This window comes from Acidithiobacillus ferridurans, assembly GCF_003966655.1.
In the GTDB taxonomy this organism is placed as follows: domain Bacteria; phylum Pseudomonadota; class Gammaproteobacteria; order Acidithiobacillales; family Acidithiobacillaceae; genus Acidithiobacillus; species Acidithiobacillus ferridurans.
Window position 1 is genome coordinate 809,182 of the sequence record NZ_AP018795.1, and the last position, 24,456, is coordinate 833,637.

At 60.1% G+C, this 24,456-nt stretch carries 22 protein-coding genes, 1 tRNA gene and 2 pseudogenes; 15 read left to right on the top strand and 10 right to left on the bottom strand.

Annotation, left to right across the window (positions count from 1 at the left end):
* The 10 genes from AFERRID_RS04175 to AFERRID_RS04215 are packed head-to-tail and all read left to right on the top strand — an operon-like array spanning position 1 to position 10,247.
* Complete coding sequence (locus AFERRID_RS04175; RefSeq protein ID WP_113527534.1) at positions 1-675, top strand: hypothetical protein; 675 nt, start codon at positions 1-3, stop codon at positions 673-675.
* Between the two features lie 9 nt (positions 676-684).
* On the top strand, positions 685-852 hold the full coding sequence (locus AFERRID_RS15135) for a hypothetical protein (protein ID WP_172959331.1): 168 nt from the start codon (positions 685-687) through the stop codon (positions 850-852).
* Between the two features lie 8 nt (positions 853-860).
* Positions 861-1,907, top strand: a complete 1,047-nt coding sequence (gene cpaB, locus AFERRID_RS04180) for a Flp pilus assembly protein CpaB (protein WP_113527535.1) — start codon at positions 861-863, stop codon at positions 1,905-1,907.
* A gap of 15 nt (positions 1,908-1,922) precedes the next feature.
* The gene (locus AFERRID_RS04185; protein WP_126604414.1) at positions 1,923-3,278 is read left to right on the top strand and encodes a type II and III secretion system protein family protein; all 1,356 of its coding nucleotides are present in this window, start codon (positions 1,923-1,925) and stop codon (positions 3,276-3,278) included.
* A 10-nt stretch (positions 3,279-3,288) separates the two neighbouring features.
* The gene (locus AFERRID_RS04190) at positions 3,289-5,028 is read left to right on the top strand and encodes an ATPase, T2SS/T4P/T4SS family (protein ID WP_126604415.1); all 1,740 of its coding nucleotides are present in this window, start codon (positions 3,289-3,291) and stop codon (positions 5,026-5,028) included.
* A complete protein-coding gene (locus AFERRID_RS04195; protein WP_225981848.1) occupies positions 5,018-6,013 on the top strand; it encodes a TadE/TadG family type IV pilus assembly protein in 996 nt (331 codons plus the stop codon). Before AFERRID_RS04190 ends, AFERRID_RS04195 begins: the two co-directional genes overlap by 11 nt.
* Positions 6,014-6,048: 35 nt before the next feature.
* Positions 6,049-7,395 (top strand): hypothetical protein, encoded by a 1,347-nt coding sequence (locus tag AFERRID_RS04200; protein ID WP_126604416.1) that lies wholly within the window; start codon positions 6,049-6,051, stop codon positions 7,393-7,395.
* A gap of 14 nt (positions 7,396-7,409) precedes the next feature.
* A complete protein-coding gene (locus AFERRID_RS04205) occupies positions 7,410-8,459 on the top strand; it encodes a hypothetical protein (protein ID WP_126604417.1) in 1,050 nt (349 codons plus the stop codon).
* 43 nt (positions 8,460-8,502) lie between these two features.
* The gene (locus tag AFERRID_RS04210; RefSeq protein WP_126604418.1) at positions 8,503-9,480 is read left to right on the top strand and encodes a lysozyme inhibitor LprI family protein; all 978 of its coding nucleotides are present in this window, start codon (positions 8,503-8,505) and stop codon (positions 9,478-9,480) included.
* Between the two features lie 59 nt (positions 9,481-9,539).
* Complete coding sequence (locus AFERRID_RS04215; protein WP_172959332.1) at positions 9,540-10,247, top strand: lysozyme inhibitor LprI family protein; 708 nt, start codon at positions 9,540-9,542, stop codon at positions 10,245-10,247.
* A 62-nt stretch (positions 10,248-10,309) separates the two neighbouring features.
* Here AFERRID_RS04215 and AFERRID_RS04220 read toward each other — a convergent pair whose 3' ends face one another.
* Positions 10,310-11,284: a uracil-DNA glycosylase gene (locus AFERRID_RS04220; protein ID WP_126604420.1), complete on the bottom strand. Its 975-nt coding sequence runs from the start codon at positions 11,282-11,284 to the stop codon at positions 10,310-10,312.
* A 176-nt stretch (positions 11,285-11,460) separates the two neighbouring features.
* On the opposite strand from AFERRID_RS04220, the gene AFERRID_RS04225 reads away from it, so the two are divergent.
* The 4 genes and pseudogenes from AFERRID_RS04225 (at position 11,461) to AFERRID_RS16185 (ending at position 13,770) form a co-directional block, all read left to right on the top strand.
* Positions 11,461-11,811: a DUF4870 domain-containing protein gene (locus AFERRID_RS04225; protein WP_126604421.1), complete on the top strand. Its 351-nt coding sequence runs from the start codon at positions 11,461-11,463 to the stop codon at positions 11,809-11,811.
* 96 nt (positions 11,812-11,907) lie between these two features.
* Positions 11,908-12,744 (top strand): annotated as a pseudogene (locus AFERRID_RS16175) (ATP-binding cassette domain-containing protein); the annotation flags it as partial.
* Between the two features lie 33 nt (positions 12,745-12,777).
* Positions 12,778-13,254, top strand: a pseudogene (locus tag AFERRID_RS16180) (ATP-binding cassette domain-containing protein); the annotation flags it as partial.
* A 285-nt stretch (positions 13,255-13,539) separates the two neighbouring features.
* The gene (locus AFERRID_RS16185) at positions 13,540-13,770 is read left to right on the top strand and encodes an ABC transporter C-terminal domain-containing protein (protein ID WP_404813022.1); all 231 of its coding nucleotides are present in this window, start codon (positions 13,540-13,542) and stop codon (positions 13,768-13,770) included.
* Here AFERRID_RS16185 and AFERRID_RS04235 read toward each other — a convergent pair.
* The 9 genes from AFERRID_RS04235 to glnL all read right to left on the bottom strand — a co-directional run bounded on the left by AFERRID_RS04235 (position 13,767) and on the right by glnL (position 23,372).
* On the bottom strand, positions 13,767-14,090 hold the full coding sequence (locus tag AFERRID_RS04235; protein WP_172959333.1) for a hypothetical protein: 324 nt from the start codon (positions 14,088-14,090) through the stop codon (positions 13,767-13,769). The two genes, AFERRID_RS16185 and AFERRID_RS04235, sit on opposite strands and share 4 nt — an antisense overlap.
* Entirely contained in the window at positions 14,083-14,394 is a 312-nt protein-coding gene (locus AFERRID_RS04240) for a hypothetical protein (RefSeq protein WP_113527544.1), read from the bottom strand. The genes AFERRID_RS04235 and AFERRID_RS04240 overlap by 8 nt, the downstream gene beginning before the upstream one ends.
* Positions 14,391-16,145, bottom strand: coding sequence for a peptidoglycan D,D-transpeptidase FtsI family protein (locus tag AFERRID_RS04245; protein ID WP_113527545.1), 1,755 nt, complete (start codon positions 16,143-16,145; stop codon positions 14,391-14,393). The genes AFERRID_RS04240 and AFERRID_RS04245 overlap by 4 nt, the downstream gene beginning before the upstream one ends.
* Before the next feature lie 148 nt (positions 16,146-16,293).
* On the bottom strand, positions 16,294-18,354 hold the full coding sequence (locus tag AFERRID_RS04250) for an O-antigen ligase family protein (RefSeq protein ID WP_126604422.1): 2,061 nt from the start codon (positions 18,352-18,354) through the stop codon (positions 16,294-16,296).
* A 316-nt stretch (positions 18,355-18,670) separates the two neighbouring features.
* Positions 18,671-18,747, bottom strand: a tRNA-Pro gene (locus AFERRID_RS04260).
* 10 nt (positions 18,748-18,757) lie between these two features.
* Entirely contained in the window at positions 18,758-19,726 is a 969-nt protein-coding gene (locus tag AFERRID_RS04265; RefSeq protein ID WP_113527547.1) for a polyprenyl synthetase family protein, read from the bottom strand.
* Positions 19,727-19,827: 101 nt separating this feature from the next.
* Positions 19,828-20,781 carry a tetratricopeptide repeat protein gene (locus tag AFERRID_RS04270; protein ID WP_225981849.1) on the bottom strand — a complete coding sequence of 318 codons (954 nt, stop codon included), beginning with the start codon at positions 20,779-20,781 and terminating at the stop codon, positions 19,828-19,830.
* A 102-nt stretch (positions 20,782-20,883) separates the two neighbouring features.
* On the bottom strand, positions 20,884-22,290 hold the full coding sequence (gene ntrC, locus AFERRID_RS04275; protein WP_113527548.1) for a nitrogen regulation protein NR(I): 1,407 nt from the start codon (positions 22,288-22,290) through the stop codon (positions 20,884-20,886).
* Positions 22,287-23,372 carry a nitrogen regulation protein NR(II) gene (gene glnL, locus AFERRID_RS04280; RefSeq protein WP_113527549.1) on the bottom strand — a complete coding sequence of 362 codons (1,086 nt, stop codon included), beginning with the start codon at positions 23,370-23,372 and terminating at the stop codon, positions 22,287-22,289. The genes ntrC and glnL overlap by 4 nt, the downstream gene beginning before the upstream one ends.
* A 309-nt stretch (positions 23,373-23,681) precedes the next feature.
* Between glnL and AFERRID_RS04285 the strand changes: the two genes are divergently transcribed.
* Positions 23,682-24,452 (top strand): peptidase, encoded by a 771-nt coding sequence (locus AFERRID_RS04285; protein ID WP_126604423.1) that lies wholly within the window; start codon positions 23,682-23,684, stop codon positions 24,450-24,452.
* Positions 24,453-24,456 lie beyond the last annotated feature (4 nt).

Genomic DNA, 24,456 nt, shown 5'->3' on the forward strand with positions numbered 1-24,456 from the left:
ATGAACATCCGATCGATCATGTTCTGTATCGTTGCGATTCTCAGCGCCCCGACTTTGGCCGTGGCGGATGAGAAGGGACCACTCCTGCCTCCTCCAGACAACGCGGTCACCGAACCACTGGCAAGTCACCTTCGTATCAACGGCTTGGATATGCGTGCCGTACAATTTCATGTGGGTGCGGAGGAAGAACGGCTACGCTCCTATTTTGTAGAGGCGTGCGCAAAACTGGGCGGATCCTATACGGAAAATCAACTTCGCAATGAACATATTCAAGGGTGCATTACGCCACCTTATTCGTTGGCCACCCAGTGGCACATGGAGGGCGAGTCTGCCTACGGCACTCTCTCCAGTCTGCGTATGGATCAAAAAATGGAGCGCGACCCGCTACCTGCCGATTTGCCGTTACCGTCCAACGCCTCAGTATTGCAGGATGTGGAGACTACCGACGCGGGCATTCACGGACGGGTTTTGCATATACGTGCTGACAGTCCTGCCAAAACACTGCGCAGCACGCTCACAAACGCATTAATGGTACAACAATGGCAACCGGCTCCGGCCATGCGCAACAACCCATCCGTGATCTCCATGAATAAAGGGAACCGCCATCTGGACATTGTAATTGGTGAAGACGGTACCGATAACAGTCGCCTGGTGGTAGTTCTGGATCAACGTTAGGGGCGTGCCATGAACGAAAAAGGCCAGTCCAGCATCGAGTACATCATCGTTGCGGTTTTCGCCCTGGGATTGCTGTTTGTCGGCAATCCCAGCCCCATTACCCGGCTCCTGGAAGCACTGCGGACATTTTCCAGCGATTTTTCCTGGGCTGCGTCCATAGCCACTTTGCCATTCTGAGGAAACGCATGTCGACCCCGATTAAACCTGACTCCATAATGCGGCCGACTCTACAAAAGAAAAGTCGTGCTATCACCGGATGGATTCTTCTGTCATTCGCGGTGCTGGCCGGGCTTGGCGCAGCGTATCTTGCTGTGCATATCCTCAATGCCAAGGAGTCCGCTTTGAAGCAGCGCTTGCTAAGTGAAATGTCTTCCAAAAAGGAAATCACCGTTGCCGCGGTTGTACCGATTGAGAATCTGCCCGCGAATACCATCCTCACGTTGTCTATGGTCGCGCGGCGAAGAATCCCGGTCGACACCGCACCGGCCGGGATCATACGGGAATCCGATTTCAACAAAATTGAAAACAAAAGACTCCTGTTCCCGGCGGAAGGCGGCAAACCGCTGACACGGTCGATGTTCAGCAACGTGGGCAGCCCGGCGGATATTCTCGATGCTCATCACATCGCCCTGACGATTTCGGTCAATTCGGAAAACTCCTTCAATAAAATGCTTCGCCCTGGAGACCACATCGACATGCTATGGATCACGCCAGCCGATGTTCGCGCCAATGCAGCCGCAAGCACCATCACCAACCTACAGACCGCTCCTGCAGCGCCAGATGGCTCCTTGGCGCGATTTTTAGGGCAGAACCTGAAAGTTCTCGCGACTGGGCGAGAGATGTCTCCCAATAACCCTGGTGGAGCAGATGGCTATGGCACCATTACCCTCGAAGTCACACCGCAGCAGGCGCAAAAAATCCTGGTAGCCCAGAAAAGCGGGGAAATCCGTCTGGATTTAAGGGGTAACAACAATACTGGTGCCTGGCCAAAATATGCGATTTCGCTGCACGATATTATCGGATATCCGCACACCATGCCGGCTGGGGTGGAATATATTGTCGGTGGCGCATCGAATAGTGGTAGCACGACTATCCGCGACGTGCAAACCGCCGGAAATGCAGCGCAGCACGCGGCCCCCGGGAGCGGGGATATGACGCTACGGAATAAGGCTCAGAACGGCGAATTCACCGCTCTGCCGTTCCCCTATGTACCATCATCACCCACGCCTTGACAGGACATTTTTCCGATGAAATACATCCGTAACTCCTTGGCTGTGGCCATGGCAACCTGCGTCCTACCCGCTCTGACCTATGCTGGTGATCTCCTCAGTCTCGAGCAGCGATCTGATATTTCCATGTACGCCGGGCAGGTAAAAATCATCCCTACCAATACCGTGAAGCGGGTCGCCGTCGGTAATGGTAAAATACTCAGCGTTACCTTGGTTGACAACAAAGAATTACTTCTTCTGGCTGAGGGGTCTGGTGAAACAAATTTACACCTTTGGTATAAAAATGGGGCCAAAAGCGCGTCGCGAGTCGTCATCGCACCAAAAGATGTAGGTCGCACCGCCGAGGAAATATCTACTTTACTCGGGAACGGCACTCATACACAGGTCAAGGTGGTCGGCGACAAAGTTGTTATTGATGGTAGGAATCTATCGGACGAAACCATAAACAGAATAGAGAAACTCAAGGCGATTTATCCAAATGTTGTCAACCTCGCAGAAAAAGAATCGATAAGAATGGAGAAAGTGGTGCTTCTGGATGTAAAAATATTGAAGATGAAAAATGATTTTTTCCGCAGTCTCGGAATTAACTGGAACCAATCAATTTCCGGACCACAAGCTGGCATCGTCGGAGATTTCAGTTCTAATCCATACTTCCGCATGGATGTGCCATCCACAACCGGCACTGGCGGACCCCTTGCCAATTTTTCCTTCCCCAGTTCAGGGGTGCAAAACCTCCCTCTCAAGGTGGCCCCATTTGCGACCAATTTCGGGGTCATCGCCTCAGTGGCTTCCCGCATCAACTACGCACTGCAAAACGGTGATGCGTACGAAATCGCCAATCCCAAACTCAGCGCCAAAAGTGGCAGCAAGGAGCCAGCGGAGTTTCTGGCAGGCGGACAGATTCCCATTCCCCTGGCGATTGGATTTGGACAAACATCTGTCATTTTTAAGGATTTTGGCATTCGCCTGAAGTTTTCTCCGGTTGCGGATGACAGAAATAATATCAGCCTGAAGATATTCTCCGAGATAAGTAACATTGATCCAGCATTGAGCGTTGGTGGCGTACCCGGATTTTTTACTACCAGGACTCAAGAGGAAATCAACCTGAAAGATGGTGATACACTTGTAATGTCTGGATTGATAGATCACAGTATGGCCAATAATACCAGCAAAATACCAGGACTCGGAAATATCCCTGTTCTTGGCTACCTATTTAAATCTGAAGATTTCCGCAACAACGAGTCAGATTTGGTTTTTCTCGTCACACCCAAGGTAATCACTGCCGATTCCCTAGAGAATATCGATGCGGAATCTCATGGTCGTTATCTGGAAAACCTATATCGAATGCGTTCTGAAAAAGGCCTGATCCGCTAGGAGAACCTCTATGTTTACCGTTCGTGTGTCACATCCCAGAATCGGTACGCAGGTCATATCACCGAGCGACGGCGTTTGTCTTCTTGGCAAGGCGGAGCATGCCCATCTGCGCATGGAAGGCTGGAACGTCGGCAAGGAACACGTGCGTATTTACGCTGAACAAGGTGGTGTTTATATCGAAGGATTAGGAAGGTTCGGAGCAGTGCTGGTCAACGGCGAACGCATGCGAGCCTACGGTCCGGTGGAGGCGCACGACGAAATATCGATCGCGGGATACCGTCTGCAAATCATGCCGCGCTTTGATAACGTGACGGCATCCATCGAGGAATTTGCCTACCTTCCCCTTTCTGGTACCAAGCCACCCGACGGTGCGCCCGTTATCAGGCAATCACCATATTGGAACCAGCAGCTGACCGAGGAAGTTACCTGGCCAACCCGTCCCGTTTACGACGCTCACTGGCTGGTATTGGTGCGCGAAGTCCACGAAGCCGTGCGCAGTCAGATGGATTTGCGACGTGTCGACCTCGGGGCGCTATCGCCGGAGGAGCTGCGCCGTATCGTCGGCGAGTTGGTGCGGGAAGTCGTGTGGCGGATGAATTCACCCCCGGAATTCGACCGGCAGCGTCTCGTAAAAGAGGTGCTGAATGAAGCCGTCGGACTTGGTCCGCTGGAAGACTTTCTAGCGGATGAAAGCATTACGGAAATCATGGTGAACCGCTATGACGAAGTATTTATCGAGCGCCAAGGCAGATTGCTGGCTGCCCCGGCGCTATTCAGCAGTGAGATGGCGGTGCGGCACATCATCGACCGTATCGTTGCGCCCATCGGTCGGCGCATTGATGAAAGCGCACCGCTGGTGGATGCCCGCCTATCCGATGGTTCCCGCGTCAATGCCGTCATTCCACCGCTATCGTTGAAAGGCGCGTGCATCACTATCCGTAAATTTTCCAAAAAGCGGCTACAAATGGAAGATTTGATAGCTTACGACTCCATTGCGGTGCGCATGGCACATTTCATCCAGGTCTGCGTACAGCAACGCAAAAACATCATCATCTCCGGGGGTACCGGCTCCGGCAAAACCACCCTGCTCAATGTACTTTCCAACTATATTCCCGACCATGAACGCATTGTGACCATTGAGGATGCGGCGGAACTGCGCCTATACCAGCCCAATCTGGTCTCGCTGGAGGCGCGCCCGGCCAACATGGAGGGAAAAGGCCAGATTTCCATCCGCGAACTGGTGCGCAACGCCCTGCGTATGCGCCCTGACCGCATTGTAGTGGGCGAATGCCGCGGCGGCGAGGCCTTGGACATGCTGCAGGCCATGAACACCGGCCACGACGGCTCCCTCACCACCGCCCACGCCAACACGGCACGGGACATGCTGTCCCGTCTGGAAGTCATGGTGCTGATGGCGGGAATGGACATCCCCCTTATCGCCATTCGGGAGCAGATCGCCTCAGCAGTAGACATCATTGTTCAGATCACGCGCTTTTCCTGCGGCTCGCGCAAGGTGACCAGCGTCTGCGAGGTCACCGGCATCGAGAGCGGCACCATCCAGTTGCAGGAGCTATTCGCCTTCAAGCAGCAAGGCTACGACGCCGCCGGCAAGGTCAAGGGCGTCTTCCGCGCCACGGGCGCCGTACCAGAGTTCTATGAAGTGATGCGCGAGCGGGGCCTGCCGGTGGATCTGTCCATCTTTCAGGAGGAGGAACCCTTGCGGGGGCGGGAGGCGGGTTATGTGGCGTAACCCAGTAATCGGAATGGGGAATGGACCCGCTGCGGCGGTGGCGCCGTTACCGGCATCAGAAAGGGTGCCAGTATCCCCCCACCTCCTCTTGCAAAGCGCGGCCGGACGGCGCGAAGGCGGCGCCAGCGCCGTGGAGTTCGCCATCGCGGCCCCTGCCTTGCTGCTCGCGATCTTGGGCACCTTTCAGACGGCCCTGCTCTACCAGGCCCGCGCCCAACTGGAGGTGGCGGCCCAGGAGGCAGTGCGGGCCGGGACCTTGCACGGGGCAAGCCTGGGCGCCATCCGCGATGGCCTCGCCCGGGGATTGACGCCCCTCTATACCCACGGCCGGGACATGACGGCGCTGGCTCAGGGCTATGCCGCCGCCACCCTCGCCGCTCAGCAGGCCGACATCCACATTCTCAACCCCACCCAAGAGGCCTTTGCCGACTTCCAGGAGCGCACCCGCGATCCCGACGGCCACTGGGTCACGGGCATCCCCAGTGATCATCTGGGCTACCGTAGCGTCCAGCCGGGCCAGCAGAGCGGCCTTTCCATCCAGGATGCCACCCTCCTCAAGATCCGGGTGGTCTACCACCATCCCCTCATCATGCCCTTCGTGGACCACCTCTTCGCCCGCTTCGGCGGCGGGGCCTTCGCCCAGGCCCAAGGGGTGCAGGACCGCCTCCTCGACACCTTTCCCCTCTCCGCCGAGGCCATCTTCCGCATGCAAAGCCCCTTTACCCATCCCGAGGCGCTGCAGGCGCTTTCGAACCTGGGCAGACCGCAGCCAGGGCAGACATCTTCCGAGAATGCCGGAGAGGGCAGCAGAGAGAGCGCAAACCCAGGTACCGTTCCCGAACTGCCGGAATATGCCGACGAGGGTGCTTCTTGCGCCGAGGACTCGTCCCCACCCGCAACGGAGGGGACGAATCCATTGCTCGACTACATCAATCGGCAGGGCGGATCGGGATCGTCCAATCCTTTTTCCGCCGTTTCCGAATAGTCCAGGCCGTTTTGCCCATTTGAATGGAGGGAGCCATGTTCGCGAAACGCCCGATTCTCAGCTCGGCCCTGGTAGCCGGGACCGCCATCGGCGGCGCCTACCTGTACGCGGATTACCAGGATCTCTGGGATGACAAAAGCATCGAGCGGCGCGACGAAAACGCTGCGGATGTCCAACGCCCGGAAATCGGGGAAGCACAGCCCACGGTTCTTACCAACTCGGAGCAAGCGACCGCCCATGGTGCCGGCGAAGCCCCGGCCCAAGGAACAAGTCCCGGCACAGAGGCCCAGACCTTCCCCCTGCCGCCCACCGGCCCCATAGAGCAGCGGAACATTCCTTTCCCGAATCCTTCCAAGGAGGCGAGCACGTCCCTTGCGTCCCGCCCGTCCCGCGAGACGCCCATCCTTACGAACCCGTCTTCCGGCATGGCATCCCGCCCCCATCCGGCCTCCCGGGAAGGGAACCGGCAGGCCAAGCGCCCATCCCCTGCCGTGATGCCCGATTATCCGGACCAGAACCCCAAGCCGCCCCCTTCCCTCCCGCAGACACTCTGGGAGCGCGCCAGATCCTGGGCAGAGTCCTCCTGGCAGCGGGTGCGCCAGGAGGCCCGGGATTTCTTCGCCCCCCCACCCCCCGTCGAGCCGATCCTCCAGCGCAATCAACCCGCCGGGGCGGCTTGCGTTCGGAAAACGCCCTTGCCGGGTCTTTTTGCGGGAATGGATGGGGCGCAGACGGGTGCGGACGATCGCTTTGCGCTTTACCGCAAATGCGTGAAGGTGCGTTCCGGTTTCGAAAAGTACCTCAGCGACGAATTCCTCGCCAAAACCGAAGCGGTCGCCGGGCACGTAGGGGCGAAACCCGCCCATCTCCTCGCCGTCATGGCCGCAGAGACGGGGGGAAAGTTTCGGCCTAGCACAAGGAACGACATCGGCGCCACGGGGATCGTCCAGTTCACCAAAAGAACCGCGAAAGGACTTGGAACGAGTACCCAGGATCTGGCCGGGATGAGTAACACCCAACAACTGGACTATGTGCAAAAATACCTGGAGCAGCGCCGCGCCCGCGGCATCTCTGTAAAACTGGGCGGCCCGGTCAAGGGCCCCGTCCCCTTGGACAGCATCCCCCGTCTGTATGGGGCCGTCTGGTATGGGACCCCACTGGACAACGAAGATACCGTGCTCCACCGCTGGCCGGAGCGCCCCTACCTCCTCAACTGGAACATGGACGTGGATCCCCGCACCGGCAAACTCGAAGGGGCTACCGTCAATCCCGGAACGCGGCATGGCGTCAAGGGATACATCAACGGCAACGATCTGGTATGGTTCATAAAAAAGAATGGCACCCACGCCAACAAGGCCGGGTGCGCGCATTTCCTCGACTGATGTGGGAGCGTGTCATGTGGAAGAAACTGAACAAAGGGCTCATGGCCCTGCTGGCGGGGCTCTTCCTGACCCTGCCGGGCCTGCCCGCGGCCCAAGGACAGGAAACCCCGTCCGACCATACTTGGCAGGTCATTGTCGACCTGCGCCCCCTGCGCCTGGTGGGGGACAGGAAAAAGCCCTTGCCCGGCTACTGGCAGAAGCGCAACCTCGCCTTCAATGACCGAGCCGTGCCCCTGGCCAGGGTCCTGTACCCCAAGCCCGGCAAAGGCGTGGAGATCGGCATCAGCGACAGCCTCCAGGGCCATTTCACCGATACTCAAGGTATCCAGACCCTCTACCTCGCCTACAAGTACTTCGCCGGTAGCGAAGCGGTCAACCCCAACCCCTATTTTGCCCGCCAGCCCGACATGGCCTACTCGCCGAAATACAACGATGACGCCCTCATCCTTACCCAGGGCCAACGGATTCTCGGCTTTCTGCCCATGGACCGGCTGCCGTGGTTTCACTATCCCGTCTATCACGACCCCAAGGACCCAGATCAGGGTTTGGCACCGGACAATACCTTCATTGCCCAGAAAGACGACGAATTTTCCCCCTACACCTATGGTTTTACCCACCTCCCCAAGATAGGGGGCATGGGCGCTGTCTTCGCCATCGGCGGGCGAATGGGCTTTTGGGGGCGGCATGGTTGGGAGGATCATACGGGGGACTATATAGGTAACGTCTACACCGAAAACTACGCCCTGAATCTCCTGCGCTTCGAAGGGAATCGGCTGGTCCTGCTGGCCACCTTCCCCCATGCCCACGAGGTACATTTTTGCGGGATGCCCCAAGACAAAGGCTCCTTGCGCAATCAGGTCATCGCCTACCGTCCCGATCCCGGCGATCCGGCCAAGCTGCAATTTCGCATCCAGACCTATGCGGCCCCTTGCAATTGGCACAAACCGGCCATCGAGGTCCCCATCAAGGGCCCCTTGAAGCTGGTCAAGACGGAGATCGTCACCGTGACCCCCGAGGTGCTGGGGCCTTTGCTGCCCTTTCCCGGCGGCAAATCGGTGCCATGAGCCCGGATGGGCCTTTGTGGTCTCGCGACGGGAGATTCTGGTCATGAACCGATCGTCCCATTGGCATCATTTCGCCTTCGTCATCTGTTGCATGGGCTGGCTCGGCATCAGCCCGGCCCAGGCCCAGTCCATCGACGATCTGCCTTATACCCACACCTTAAATTGCAATGCCGAGCAGAAAAGTCCGGCGGTGGGAACGATCTGCGCGCAGCCGAAACCGAAGAATTTTGATGAATCGCACACCCTTCGCGGTGAACTGTTGCGTCAAGACATGTATGTCGTCGGCCTCTACCGCCGCGCCCTGGAGAACACCGCACCGGGCGGGCCCGAGCAGGCGAAGATCATTGCCGAGCAGGGGGCGTATCTCAAACGGCGCGACGCCTGCGGCCAGGATGCCCAGTGCATCCTGCGGGTGGAGCAGGCCCGCCACAAGGAACTGATCACGCTGACCCATAAGCTGCAAAAGGAACTGCCCTATGAGGACATCCAATCCTGGACCCGGGGCCTGGTGTTCCCCGATGGAAACGGCAAAGCCCAGCCCCTCGAGCAACGCCTCTTGCAGTCCTTTGATCAATATCCCATGCCCCATGTGACCCTCCCCGACGGCAGCACGGTCTTCTGGGGCTTTCTGACCGGGGCCGGGCAGGTGCAGTCCCTGGCCATCACCGATGCCCAAAACCATCTGCGCTTGCTCGGGGCGGCCGACGATCTCCTCCTGGCGGGTACCGATCCGCACAAGCTCCAACAGGCGCGCCTCGTGGTCTTCGTCCGCGATCCCCAAGCCTTGGCCCGCTATCTCCCGGTCGTGCGCGCCTGGGCGGCCGCGGATGTCCTGGGTTTCAACCGGAAGTGCCCGGGCCAGGACCACGCCCGCTGCACCGCGGCCTTGCAGGCGCCCCTGCCCATCCAGGCCTATAACCTGAATTGCAAAACCAGCAACGGCAAAATCATCCAGCAGCACTGCGCCCTTCCCTTGCCGCAGGTGCCGGATGACGTCTCACCCGGGTTGTTCTGGCAGTGAGCAGTCGAATCCATAAGTTACGCAGGATGTTGTTTTCACCTGACAGAAGGAGCGTATCCATGTACTTAAACACCCTGTTCCTGAACACCCCATCCCGTTTTGGGGCGTTGCTGATCCTGTCCACCGCGCCTTTGGCCTCGCCCGCCGTGGCGCAGGCCGGCCTGCCCGCCGCCCAATGCAGCCGGGCGGCCACGCCCACGGAAGGGGCCATTTGCGCCAACCAGGAACTCCACGCCCTGGACACGGAACTTGCCGAGGCCTATCACCACGCCTTGACCGCTACTAATAAGGGTAGCAACGAGCGTCAAATGCTCATTGCCGAACAGCGACAGTGGCTTACCATGCGTGATGCTTGCAAGGCGAATGTCGGGTGCTTGGCGGCGGCGTACCGCGAGCGTCTGGCGCAACTGCATCCAGGGGCGATGCTGGAGCTATCTCCGATCGCGCTTCCCCAGTTTCTGGCGATGCACCCAGACGCGGTCATTCAACTCACCAGTCAAAGTCCGGGCTGTATATACTGTACGGACCAGGATCGCAGGATTTTCGCTGAGGTGGCGGCGCATCTACCCGCGCATGTGGCCATCGCCCGGGTAGAGTGGACACCATGGTACCTTTTCCCCAAGGAAGTTGCTTCGCTTGCCGAATCCACGCCGGGAATTCCAATGATCGCGATATTGCGTAATGGAGAGGTGGTCGATCGCATTACAGGTGAGCAGAGAGACCCGGCATTGCTATCCCGAGCCATAGCCTCGGTGTTTCGGGAGTGATCGGGCTCAGGCAAAGACGGTCGCCCATCTCCCAAGAGACTGAACGGCGGCGCCCATGACGCTTAGAAGGTTGCCTGCTCCGCAAACACCCCCAACGCCCGCTTCAGATCCTCCCAGACCTTGCGCTTGTCGATGGGATTACGCAGCAGATAGGCGGGGTGGTAGGTGACGATCAAGGGAATGCCTTGGTAGTGCTGGGTCGTACCGCGCAATTGGCTGAGCGGCGTATCCACCTGAAGCAAGCCCTGCGCAGCAAAGCGTCCCAGGGCAACGATCACACGCGGCTGTAACAGCGCGATCTGGCGCTGCAGGTAGGGCATGCACGCCTGCACCTCCGGGCCCAGCGGATCGCGGTTGTTGGGGGGACGGCATTTGAGGATATTGGCAATGTAGGCGTCTTTGTCGCGACTCAGGCCCATGGCCTGGAGCATGTTGTCGAGGAGTTGACCGGCACGCCCCACAAAGGCTTCGCCGCGGCGGTCTTCTTCCGCGCCCGGCGCCTCGCCGACAAAGAGCCAGGACCCGCGCGGGTTGCCCGCACCGAATACGGCATGTTTGCGGGTTTCGCCCAGGGGGCATGCCTGACAGGTGCTGACCATGTTGCTGAGATCACGCCAGTCCAGAGTGGCGATGCGGGTGATCCGTTGCCGCTCCCCAGTAGCGCCGCTGGCCTGGGCTGCGGCGGGTGCCGGCGGAGATGGAAGGGGCTCGGCAGTGGGCGGCGACCGTGTGCCGTTCACCGGGATCGGGGTCGCCTCTGCGGATGAGAGTGCCGTCGCGGGTGCCGCACCACCCCCTACCGGGGCCCCCTCTTCGGCGGGGATCGGGAGTGGTTCCGGGCACCGCATGGACGTCTCCACAAGGGGCGCCGGAACCGACTCCGACGCTGATGGCGCAGGTACAGATCGGTTCGCTACAGCGCTAGCGTTGTTTGCCGTCGTTTTGTCCTGCGCCAGCTCCGGCGGCGGGTCACCGGGCACGGGCATGCGCAAAAGCTGCAGGAACTGGCGTTGTTCGTCGCTGAGGATGTCGGGCATGAGTCTATGCTAAAGGTCCGGCCCCTTGGTGGCAATCCTCCAGCCGTCCGCAAAGGGCCCATCGCAAGGCTATTCTTTGACAAAAAATTCAGTATGATAGTGAGCACGGGCCACACAGACTGGAACGCCACTCGGCCACCCAGCGCAAAATCCATCATCCTACAGGGAGCGTGAACATGGACAGCAATGACCTCATTGAATCAGTCAGTAAGGACGATCGTAATATCGCTGCGCTCACCCATGCCGGCGGTATCATCTTCGGGTTCATCCCGTCGCTCATCGTCTATCTCCTCAAAAAGGACAGCGGCTCCGCCTGGTTGGTGCAGCAAAGCCGAGAGGCGCTGAATTTCCAGATCACGGTGCTGATTGCCTGTGTAGTAGCCAGCATTCTCAGCACCTTGTTGATAGGCCTGTTCATTTTCCCGCTGATTTTCATAGTGAATTTGATATTCTGTGTGTTGGCCGCCATCAAAGCCAGTAATGGCGAGGTCTACCGCTACCCGCTCACCCTGCGTTTGCTGAGTTGACGCGTAGAACCAGAGAACACCCTTTCGGCTTGCGCCACTGCAGCGCGCCCCGTACCCTACGCCTTTATTTTGCATAACCAGGATGGGGTCGGCTGAATGTCTATTCTGCGGCTGGAGGCAGGGCAAGTGGAATGGGGTGGCCGGGCGCTGCTGGACCATGCCGAGTTGAATCTGGAGGCGGGCGAGCGGGTCGGCCTGATCGGCCGCAACGGTGAAGGCAAGTCTACCCTGCTGCAAGTGCTGGCAGGGCTCTGCCCCCTCGATGGTGGAACGCTGTGGGTGGCGCCCGGCATACGTCGGGCCTACCTGGCGCAGGAGCCGGAATTAGCCGGTGAGCACGACCTGCTCACCGCCATCAAATCCGGACATCCTGCCTGGCGGCACTTGCAGAATGCCGATGCGGACGATGCCCATGCCCATGCCCTTGCCGACCACCACGATGCCTGGCAGATCGACTACAAGGCAGAGGCCCTGCGCGACAGCCTGGGGCTGCCCGCTGAAGGCGTGGTCAGCGCCCTTTCCGGCGGCCAGCGCAAGCGGGTAGCCATCGCCGCCACCCTGGTCGCCGAGCCGGACCTGCTCTTTCTCGACGAACCCACCAACCATCTCGACCTGCCCGCCATCCTGGCGCTGGAACAATCCCTGCTGCGCCATCGCGGCACACTGGTCTTCGTCACCCACGATCGACGTTTTCTCGACCGCCTGGCGACCCGCATCGTCGAACTGGATCGTGGCATACTACGCAGTTTTCCGGGCACTTTTGCGGCTTATCAAAGCCGCAAGGCCGAAGTCCTCGCTGCTGAGGCTGCCGCCGACAGCCGTCTGGAAGGGCAACTGGCGGAAGAGGAGGCCTGGCTGCGCCAGGGGGTCAAGGCCCGCGCCAAGCGCAACCAGGGCCGCCTGCGCCGTCTGGAGGGGCTGCGTGAGGAGCGCGCCAGCCGTCGTCAGCAGCAGGGGCACGCCACCCTGCAAATCAGCACGGCGGATCGTTCCGGCGCACTCATTGCCGAGCTGGATCACGTGTCTTTTGCCTATGGTGGGCGTCCGGTCATCCGCGATTTTTCCACCCGCATCGAACGCGGCGACCGGGTTGGCATTATCGGCCCCAATGGAGCGGGCAAGACGACACTGCTGCGCCTGATCCTTGGCGAACTGGAGCCACAGGAGGGTACCGTCCGCCGCGGCACCAAACAGGAGGTCGCCTACTTCGACCAGATGCGCGCCACCCTCGACCCCGAGAGCCGGGTGTTGGACGCCATCGCGGACGGGAATGATTTTATCGACATCAATGGCGAACGCCGTCACGTGCTGAGCTATCTGCAGGATTTCCTCTTCCCGCCCAGCCGGGCGCGGGGGCTGATCAAGGCACTCTCCGGCGGCGAGCGCGCACGTTTGCTGCTGGCTCGCCTGTTTGCCCGCCCCGCCAATATTCTGGTGCTGGACGAACCCACCAACGACCTGGACCTGGAGACGCTGGAGGTGCTCGAAGAACGTTTACAGAGTTACGCCGGCACGATCTTCCTGGTATCCCATGACCGAGACTTTCTCGATAACGTGGTCACCCAGGTGATCGCCTTCGGGGAAGACGGCCAGATCAGCCAGAATGCGGGCGGCTACGAGGACTGGCTGCGTTGGCAGATGGAGTCGCAGCGCACGGCAAAATCGGTAGAAGGTGGCGGCGGCAAGGGTTCCGGCAAGCGGGATGGCGGCAAGGGCAGAAAATCCGCCATGAGCTACAAGGAAAACCAGGAACTCGCCGCCCTGCCGGCGCAGATCGAGGCGCTGGAGAAAGAAGAGGGTGAAATCGCCGCCACGCTGGCCCTGCCGGAAACCTACCAGAACCCGGAGCGCTTGCGCGAGGTGCAGGCCCGCGCCGATGTCGTCAGTGCATCTTTAACGAAAGCGTATGGGCGCTGGGAGGCGCTGGAAGAAAAGGCCGCCCGGGCTGCCGACTTTTAGGAAGAAGAATTTGGTGTGCCCTGCCCCTTGTCGCGCAGCAAAAAATGCAGGGCCACGCCGTCGACTACCGCCAGGAACAGGGTCGCGACCAGGCCCGCGGCCATGCTGACCCAGGGTCCGGGGGGCGCCTGGGGGTCGGGAACGAAACCCTGCCAGTGCCAGGCCATTCCGGTTATCCCATAGGCGATGATCAGCCCCGGAATCAGCAGCAGACCATCCAAGGCCAGCAGTACCAGCACCGCCAGCAGTACCAGCAGTACCATACCCGCGCCTTTGAGCAGCTCGCGCAGCCAGCGCAACCAGTCACGTGGTTCAGCCACGGTACACCCAAAGCACGATATCCCGGCGCGGCAGGGTGACCGGAGCCCCATTTTGGAAATCCAGGGTGGCGTTGGGCCAGAAGGCCGTGTCGGCGAAGCGCGGGGTCACCAAATAGGTTCCCGGCCAGTCGGGCGCGGCCACTGCCTGATGCCCTCCGACAATAATGGCGCGCGCCCCGGCCTCGTTCACATAGATGTGCGCCACAGGGATGCGGGTAAACACCGCCGTCGTCAAGATCCCCAGCAGGATCGCCACAATACCTGCCGTAAGTACTCCCGCGACCCATTTGTCCAGCCTGCTCAATTGCCGCCTCCTTCCGCCCAGATTTCCGCCTGGGTGGCCGTGATATGGTTCTCCTTGGAGGCACAGGCCTTGCCTCCGCACCAGCGTGGTGCAATGTTCAGCTCTTCCAGGGCGTGGCGCATGGTCACCCGGAACACGGGGGCCGACTCCACGCCACCGAAGTTCCAGTAGCGGGTACTTCCGCGCAAGGTTACCGCCATGACCAGTTTCGGTGCAAAACCAGGTGCAAATCCGACAAACGTCGCATTGGTCTTGTTCTTCAAAAACCCGTCTTTTCCGTTGGCCAGGTTGGCAGTGCCCGTCTTGCCCGCCACTGCATAACCGGGGATCGCTGCGAGGATGCCCGTACCGTTGGCAGCGCAGACTCCTTCCAGCCAGTGCCGCAGGTGCGCCGCGATGGCGGCGGGCATGATGCGCACGCGCTGCGTGGGCTGGCCGGCGATCAGCGTCGGAGCGACGTGATAACCCCCGTTGGCGATGGCCGCATAACCTTCCGCCAGTTGCAGGGTCGTCACCGACACGCCGTAGCCCAGCGCTATGGTGGCATGGCGCGCCTTGTCCCAGGTCTGGGGCGGAGGCAGCACACCACCGGTTCCACCTGCAAAACCCAGATCCGGCTCCTTGCCATAACCCGCCGCCCGATACATGTCGTAGATGGCCTGGGCAGGTGTTCGCAGGGCAATCTTGGCGGCGCCGATGTCGCTGGAGTATTTGAGAATATGCGCCACGTTCAGTTCATGGTGTACCACATCGTCGCGAATACAGAACCCGCCCACGGGCAGGCAGTGGGAGACGTTAAAGCGCTGGTCCGGCTGGATACTGCCCGTTTCAAGGGCGGCCGCCACCATAAATGGCTTCATTACCGAACCGGGCTCGAAAGCCTGGTGCACGGCGTTATTGACATAATCCATAGGATCGCCGCAACTACCGCGCGCATTGGGATTACAGGACGGCACGCTCGCCATGGCGAGAATCTGTCCGGTTTGCACATTCATTACCACCGCCGAGCCTTCGGTGGCGCCGAAATGTTGTTGCGCAGCCAGCAACGTCATGTAGGCCCAGTACTGAATCTGAGGGTTGATGGTCAGGTGCAGGTCGTGGCCGGGTACCGGCGCCTGCCGCGCACCGAGGAGGTGGAGCACTTCGCCCTGCCCGTCTACCAGCACCTTCTCACGGCCCGCCTTGCCCGACAGCCAGGAGTTATAGCCCATCTCCAGGCCGGCAGCGCCCTGGTGATCGAGATGTACCAAGCCTAGCAGCGGTGTGGTTACCGCCCCCAACGGATAATAAGTGCGACTGGTCTTCTGGACATAGATACCGGGCACATGGAGGGCATCGAGTGTGCGCCCCAGTTGCGGCGGCACCTGACGCAGGATATAGGCGAAGCCGGATCCACCGGACCGGACCCGCGCCGTCAGCTCGTCGGGACTGAGATTCAGAGCCTGCGCCACCTTGTTCCAGTCCTTACGGTGGGCATTGAAGATGCGCGGATCCGTCCAGATGGTCACGGCCGGCACATTTACCGCCAACGCATCACCGTTGCTACCGTAGATCACGCCACGGGCAGCGGGCAAAGGCCGCGACTGCAGATAGCGCATGCGCCCCTGAACACGCAGCTCGTGGGCTTGCCGCCATTGCAGTTCCGTATCCCGCGCCAGCACCACCACCAGCCCCAGAAGAATGACGGCAAGGAGCAGTATCGCCCGCCAGCGCGGCAGGATGCGTTGCAGGCTTAAGCGTTCCGACGGCATGCCCAGCCCCTCAGCGGTATTCCCCGGGCGTCCCTATGGAAAGGCAAGGGCACGCCGGCAGGACTTAGAATGAGCGCCTCCGGCGGTTCGCGGTTCTCCGCCCCACGAACGTCACAAGCCGCAAAGATGCTGGTCGGGATATCCATACTCAGTGCGCTATTGCCGCCTCCTTCGCAGTCTGGCGATGAATGGATTGCAGCCAGGAAACAGCCGGGGTATAGGCCGGATTCGCGCGCAACAATTGCAACAGGGTGGCTTCCGTCGCACGTTTTTCGCCTGCCCGCCACTGGGTGAGGGCGATTTCCATCTGCAGATTACTGCGCGGGTAAGAAAACAGCGGCCGCTGTAACCCGGCAGATAAAAAGGCTATACCCTCCCCGATGTGCCCCTGATCCACATAGGCCAGTTGGGCGATTTTGTTGCGCAGGCCGACACTTTCGGGATTGATCGCCAGGCCTTTACGCCAGGCCAGCAGCGCCAACCGGTCCTGCTGCGCCTTATCGAGGCCGAGCAGGGCGCCCTGCTCCAGATAGAGCGTACCGATGGAATTCCACACGCCCGACTGCTGGGGAATTCCCACCAGACTCTGGCGATATTGACTGAGCGCCGCCTTTACCAAGGAACGGCGTTGGGCAATATCCGGCTGCTTTCCGCGCTCTGCGAGACTGAGATAGGTGTTGGCCAGATACACATGGGGTTGGGTCGCCAACGGTCGTACCAGCGTCAGCACATCCGCCGCCTTGAGTAGAAGCACGGCACGCTGGTTCGCGTTGGGGATCAACCGGTTGAGCCAGCCGTTTTCGCTCAGCAGGGCGAAAGTCGCGCCATCGGCGGCGAGGTTCCAGGAAGCCGCCACCACCGCCAGCACCAGGAGCGCTTGCGCGATGAATCCATGGTTAATGCCGATCCGTGGTAGCAAGGGCGCAGTCTCGGTCTGGACACCGTAGAACCGCCAGGCACGTGCCAGAAAGAGGCCAGACAGCAGGCTCAGGGGTAGATTGTAGAAAATGAAATTCCCCAGGGCATGGCCGGTAACGGCGAAAACCCCGAGTACCAGACCCAGGGCCTGCAAGCGGCGTTCATCCGGCACCTGCAAGACCTTGCCCGCGCGGTAAAGCAGACGGTACAGGGCGTACATCAGGGTCGCGGCAAAGCCGAGGAGAACACCCAGATTGATGAGCCCTCCCTCGGCCAGATATTCCAGGTAATCATTGTGGGCGTAAGTACCCGCCGACGCCAATTCGCCGGGCAGACGATAGGCAGGGTAATTCAGAAAATATGACCCGAGGCCGGTACCCAGCCAGGGATGGCTGAGAAACATATGCCAGGTCGCCACCCACATCAACCCGCGGGAAACCGTAGAAATGTTATGGGTAATGAAGCCTGGCGCCAGATGTCCCAGAAGGTCATAGCCCTGGGGATAACCCAGCAGGGAAAAGCTGATCAACGCCACCGCCGTTATCACCGCCATACGCGCCCAGCCGCCCGGGCGCCTTCCAAACCCCCAGAAAACAAAAGGCATCGTACATATCCACGCCAGCAACCCACCCCGGCTATTCGTGGAAAAAAACGCGAGCAGGATTACGGTAAGCGTGGTGAGATAAAATAACCCGGCCATGTTTAGCTGAAGCGCCCCAAAGCGCGTACCGCGTTTCTCATCGTCGATGAGGTAAACGGCAAGAATGGGGAAAAACAGGAGATTCAGCCACGCCGCGAAACTGTTGGTATCCAGCAGCGGACCATAAGGCCGCAAGCCGGATAGCCCAACGCCCTGCCCCATCCAGTGGTAATACTGCCAGAGCGCCATACCGCTCAGAATCCAGGCACTCAGCAAGATCCCTCGCCAAAACCAGACCCAGGCCTGTTCTGCGACCGGCGCCGGAATCATCACGCTGATGAGAAATGTCAGTGGCAGGGCACCCAATACCCAAAAGTAGAACCAGCTCGTGTAAGGTGATCCGCTCCAGAACAGGGTCAGGCCAAACCACAGCAGCCAGAGCAGCATGAAGATCGGCAAAAACCCGCGCGGCCAGGCCAGTCCTTCCCCCAGGCGCGGCCACCAGACCAGTGCACCCCAGACCATCAAAACCATGCTGGTGACGGCCAGCAGGGGGATCATCTGACCGTTGTAATACCAGGAAAAAAAATAAGCGATCAGGGGAAAGGCCGCATAGAGCCCGGCCCGATAGGAGGGTACGGCAGGATTCACTGATCGTCTCCAGCATGTTGTGGGCAACAGTAATGGCCGTCAGCCCGGCGGACCGCTTCCTGTAGTGGCAGATGCCGGTTGCAGCGCGCGCATCGCACCAGCCGATCTATCCGTGGCGCCCGGGGGCGGCGGTGCTGCCGACCATACCAAAGCAGCGCCACAAACACCGTTAGAATCAGCCACTTCAACATAAGCACAGGTACCCGTGTGGTGCGGACTGACAGCGCCATGCCATCCGCGGATCCACCACAAAAAGCGACTCGACGATCGCCAAGTCCTTGTGAAAAAGGCCCGACAATGCGGGCCTTTCCTCAATTGGTCGGGGCGAGAGGATTCGAACCTCCGACATCCGCCTCCCGAAGGCGGCGCTCTACCAGGCTGAGCCACGCCCCGATGACATACATCAAAAATCACGCCGCACGGCAAATGCCGCCAAAAAAGCAAGGGCTTCCTTCTCCACACCTGCCGGGAACCCGGACAGGCAAGCAATGGCCTGATCCGCCTTTTCCTTCGCGACGCGCAAAGTGTAATCAATTGACCCCGTTCTGGCAATGATTTCCCAGACGGTTCCAAAGACGGCTGGCGCATTGCCGCACAGTGCTTCACGCAGAATGGCCTGCTCCGCCGCCGTAGCATGCTGCATGGCGTGGATATAGGGCAGGGTTGCCTTGCCTTCCGCGAGATCGTCGCCGCGGTTTTTACCCATTTTCTCGGCACTGGTGGAATAATCCAAGGCGTCATCCATCAACTGAAAGGCGATGCCGAGCAGCGAGCCATATTGCGCCAAGGCATTCTCCGCAGCGGCATCCAGGTGGTTTACCAGCGCCCCGATACGGGCGGCGGCCTCGAAGAGCTTGGCAGTCTTGGCTTCTATGACCGCGAAGTACGCCTCAGGGCTCAGATCGGCATCGTTGGCATTCTCCAGTTGCGCAACCTCTCCCTGGGCAATAACGCTGGTGGCCTCCGCCATGGTGGCGAGGATACGCATGTCGCCGTCCTGTACCATCATCTCGAAGGATCGGGCGTAAAGAAAATCCCCGACGAGGACGGCGGCGGCGTTGCCCCAGCGTTGATTGGCAGTCGCATTGCTGCGCCGCAGTTCGGAACCATCGACTACGTCATCATGCAGCAGCGTCGCGGTGTGGATAAACTCGACAACAGCCGCCAGAGAGATCGGACGCGGGCCACGCTCACCGCCCATACGTGCGGCGAGCAGCAGAACAATAGGCCGCAGCCTTTTGCCACCGGCGTTGATCAGATAAGTCCCCATGGCCGGAATGGTCGGCACCCCCGAACGCAATTGTTCCTGGATAACGCTGTTCACCGCAACCATATCGGCCCGTACGAGGCGGTTGACTTCCTCCAGATTCATGCCCTTGCTGCTCCCTGCTGTCTGCCTCAGCACCTGCCACACACCGGTATGGTGCGGAGCCGTTGATTGCAGGCGATTGTCGTTAGCGCGGCACAAGCTTGTCAAGCGCGGTCGTCCGCCTTATGCGCAGCGCCGGACAACCCGGCCGGGATCTCCAGGTGGCGTGATCTGGCCAATCGTCTCAATACTTCCGGGTCGCCATTCCAATGTGCAAGAGTATCCCACAGGGGGTGCGGGCCGAGGTCTTCACCTACCCGCAACATGCGTTCACGCAAGGTTTTGCCACCACTGCCCACCGCCAGAAAGAGCAGTATCAGGGTATTGATATAATCCTCGCTACGGCGTTGCTGGTAGGTGATGCGCAGAAGTTCGGCATACAACGGCAGTCGCCGCGGTTCATGGGCGATAGCCCGCCACAGGATCGCCATGCCGTAGGCCGGATCATGGTTGCGGGACACCAGGGCCAGCGCCATCTCCGCCGTCATGACGGCATCCGGAGTTCGCACGTGCGGAAGGGGGATGGCCATGCCCACTTTCTCGGCAAGCACGAGGAGTTCAAGATTGCCGGGATCCTGACTCAGGCCGGTATTTACCCGTTCCTGCCACCAGGATTCGTCCATAGGGGCAGCCCCCGGCTTTTCTCCCAGACTTTCGAGCAACTCGGCATAGCTGTCGATATCGGCCATGGCAAGATAGGCATCCAGGAGCATGTTGATGGGTTTGGTCACATGCGGATTGATATCCACATACCAGCGCAACACGGTCGCGGCCTGCGCATAGTGGCCATACTCCAGGTAAATGGTCGCTTCGTTGAGAAGATCGTCGATGCTGAGCGCTTGCTGCTCGGCACCACCGGTAGTAGTTACGGGTGGCGCAACAGCATCTACGCTGGACACTTCGGGTCGCATCTGCCGCACGTCTGTGGCGGGTGCCGAACGCGCTGCTGAGGAGACTGGCGCGCTGCTTTTGTTCTGTAAACGGCGGCGCCGTGCCCGTAAACGGATGAAAACCTCCACCAGCAGCAGCAGGACGACAACGATTTCCAACAGTAACATTACACCTTGCATAGGCACCTCGAGTTCGACCAAACATGTCCCTGTATTCCCGCATACAAGGGGGTATTAGTCGAAAGCCCGGGATTCGCCAGAAGCGACGCTTTACGTATCCTCCGCCATGCCCAACTCCTTCAGCTTGCGGGTGAGCGTATTGCGCCCCCACCCGAGTTTGTGCGCGGCGCTCTGCTTATGGCCACGGGTATGTTGCAGGGCCGCTTCCAGCAGACAGCGTTCGAACAGCGGCTGAATTTTGTCCAGCAAGGCTTCTTCACCACCAGCGAGGCGCTGCCGTACCACCGCCCCCAGCAGCAGGCGCCAATCCTGGGTGTTCGGGTCCGATATCATGGCGGACGCCGGCGACGCGGCCATTTCCGGCGGCAAATCCGTCACCTGGACCTCGCGGGTGGGTGCCATCACCGTAATCCAGCGACAGACGTTTTCCAATTGGCGCACATTACCGGGCCAATGCCAGTTCATAAAGGCGGTCTCCGCCTCCGGACTCAATATTCGCCGCTCCACATCCAGTTGCTCCGCGCTACGACGGAGAAAATGGCGGGCCAGACGCGGGATGTCCTCCCGCCGCTCGCGTATGGGCGGAAGATGGATATGGATGACGTTGAGACGGTGGTAGAGATCTTCCCGGAAGCTGCCATCGCGCACCTTGGCTTCGAGGTTCTGGTGGGTCGCGGCGAGGACGCGGACGTCCGCACGCTGGGGCGCGTGGCCACCGACCCGATAGAAAGTACCGTCGGAAAGCACCCGCAGCAGGCGCGTTTGCAGGGCGGCCGGCATATCGCCGATTTCATCCAGAAAGAGGGTTCCCCCGGAGGCCTGCTCGAAGCGACCCTGCCGGGTCTGCACCGCCCCGGTAAAAGCGCCCTTTTCATGGCCGAAAAGTTCCGATTCCAGCAACTCGGCGGGAATGGCCGCCGTGTTGATAGCGATGAAAGGTCCGCGCGCACGGGGGCTGTGCCGGTGCAGCGCACTGGCCACCAACTCCTTGCCGGATCCCGATTCACCGGTAATCAGCACATTGATCTGTGAGCGCGACAGTCGCCCGATGGCACGAAACACCTCCTGCATGGCCGGAGCCTCACCGATCATTTCCGCCGGATCGCTCTCCTCAACACCCGCCGCACTCGGTCCCGCCCCACTGCCGAGGGCGCGCCGCACCAGCGTAACCGCCTCGTCCATGTCAAACGGCTTGGGCAGATACTCAAAGGCCCCACTTTGAAAAGCGGCGACGGCATTGTCGAGATCAGAGTGCGCCGTCATCACGATCACCGGCAGTTTTGGCCAGCGCGACTGAACTTCGCGCAGAAACGCCAATCCGTCCAGGCCGGGCATGCGCAGATCGGTGACAACGGCGCCCGGCTGCTCACGCCCCAGGGCCCGCAGCGCGCTGTCGGCGTCTGCAAAGCTGCGCACCAGGATATCGGCCTGAGTCAACGCCTTCTCTAAAACCCAGCGAATGGAAGGATCGTCATCGATAATCCAGACCTGTGTCATGCGGATGCCTCCCGGTGCGGTGACAGGGGCAGGGAAACGGAAAATACCGTTTCTCCAGGTTCTGAATGGCAGTGGACCACGCCGCCATGCCCACGCACCAGTCCCTGTGCGATGGCGAGCCCCATTCCCATACCCTCGGCACGACTGGTGACCAGGGGCAAAAAGATCCGTGGCAGCAGGTCCGGGGAGATTCCCGGGCCGTTGTCGACGACATCCACACGCAGCGCCAGGCGGAACTTGTGGTGCAGCAGGGTAACGTAGCGTTCGACCCGGGTACGGATCAGGATTGCACCGTGGCGGTCCAGCGCCTGTTGGGCATTGCGCATCAGATTCAGAAAAACCTGCACCAGTTGCTCCTGATCCGCCATAAGGTCGGGAATGGAGGGGTCGTAGTCGAAACGCACGGCAATACCGGTGGGCAATTCCGCATTCAGCAGGTGACGCACGTGCTCCAGCACCTGATGGATATTCACCTCGGCAAAAACTGGGCGGCTACGGGGCCCCTGGAGGCGATCCACCAGATGATGCAGGCGATCCACCTCATGGAGAATGACGCGGATGTAATCTTTCAGTTCCGGACGTTGCAACTCACGATCCAGGAGCTGCGCAGCGCCACGCAAACCACCGAGGGGGTTTTTAATTTCGTGGGCGAGGCCGCGCAGCATCTCCTGCGCTGCGCCGTAAATGCGGTCCTGCATTTCCTCCTCGGCGTGCCGCGCCGGCAGTTCCATGGGCCGCATTTCGATAATGAGGCCGTCGGTTGGTGCCGGTGTCACCACCAAATCCACCACGGCGCCGCCGCCCTCACTCAGCGCCAGGGGCAGGGCTCTACGCAGAGTCGCCGCATTCGCCGCAATGGTATCCGCAAAAAGTGTGGCAAATCGCTCTTCGCCAACGACACTGCATAGCGCCGGCAAATATTGTCCCAATGCCTGGTGCTGGCTGATGCGCAGCAGATTCTCGGCGGCGGGATTCATATACCGGATGTGGTAACCCGCTCCCAGAATCAGTACCGCTGATTCCAGGGCGTCCAGCACCATATTCTCCGTGGGCAGGGTGGCTATGTTTTTGCGGCGCGCCATGCAAGCTCCGATTTTATGATTCACCAAACAGGCTCCGTGCTCAGTAAAGCAAAAAGCGCACCAGACCATCAGGAACGCAGCCCCTGCACCCCGGCATACCATGGACATACTTCTGCATCCCCGGCGCAAACACCAGGCATACCCTTATCGTGCGGCAGCCGGTTGCAGACGCATATGATGCACCATAATAGTGCATTTCGGACGAGGCGCCTAGCGCCACTGGCGGCCGACCTTTTGGTCGCGCTTCCCAAGGACGGTATTTTCAGCGACTATCATCCATCCATGTCGTCGGGCTCACAGGAACACTCCATGACCTATTGCCTCACCACCCACGTCACCGGGGGTCTGATTTTCTGCTCCGACTCGCGGACCAACGCGGGCACCGACAATGTCAGCATCTACTCGAAAATGCATCACTTCTGCTGGCCCGGGGATCGTTTTCTCTGCCTGCTTTCAGCGGGCAATCTGGCGACCACCCAGGGCGTGGTCAAGCGGATGCAGCAAGATATCGATCAGGACGCCGAAACCCATCTGCTCAATCTGACCAGCATGGCAGAGGCGGCGGATTATGTCGGCCTCATCAATGCCGAGGTGCAGCGCAACCAGGCCAACCGTGATACCGCCAACACCAATTTTGAGGCGACCTTCATACTCGGCGGGCAGATCGGGGCAGAAATGCCAGCCACCTACATGATCTATCCACAAGGCAACTACATCCATGAATCATCGGACCATCCCTTTCTGCAAATCGGCGAAATCAAGTACGGCAAACCGATCCTGGACCGCGTAGTCAGGCCCGACCTCTCGCTGGAGGCTGCAGCACGCTGTGCGCTGGTCTCCATGAATTCCACCATGCGCAGCAATGTCACGGTAGGCCCTCCGGTGGAACTGCTCATTTACCACGCCAACAGCCTGCAGGCGGGGCGCTACCTGACCTTTTCCGAAGAAGATCCTTTTTACCGCAGCATCGGTGAACGCTGGAGCCAGGGGTTGCTACGGGCGCTGGATGACCTGCCGCGCTTTGCCTGGGAAAGTGCGGCCACGAGTCCCACGGAAACGACAGAAAACGGCGTCCGTTAACGGA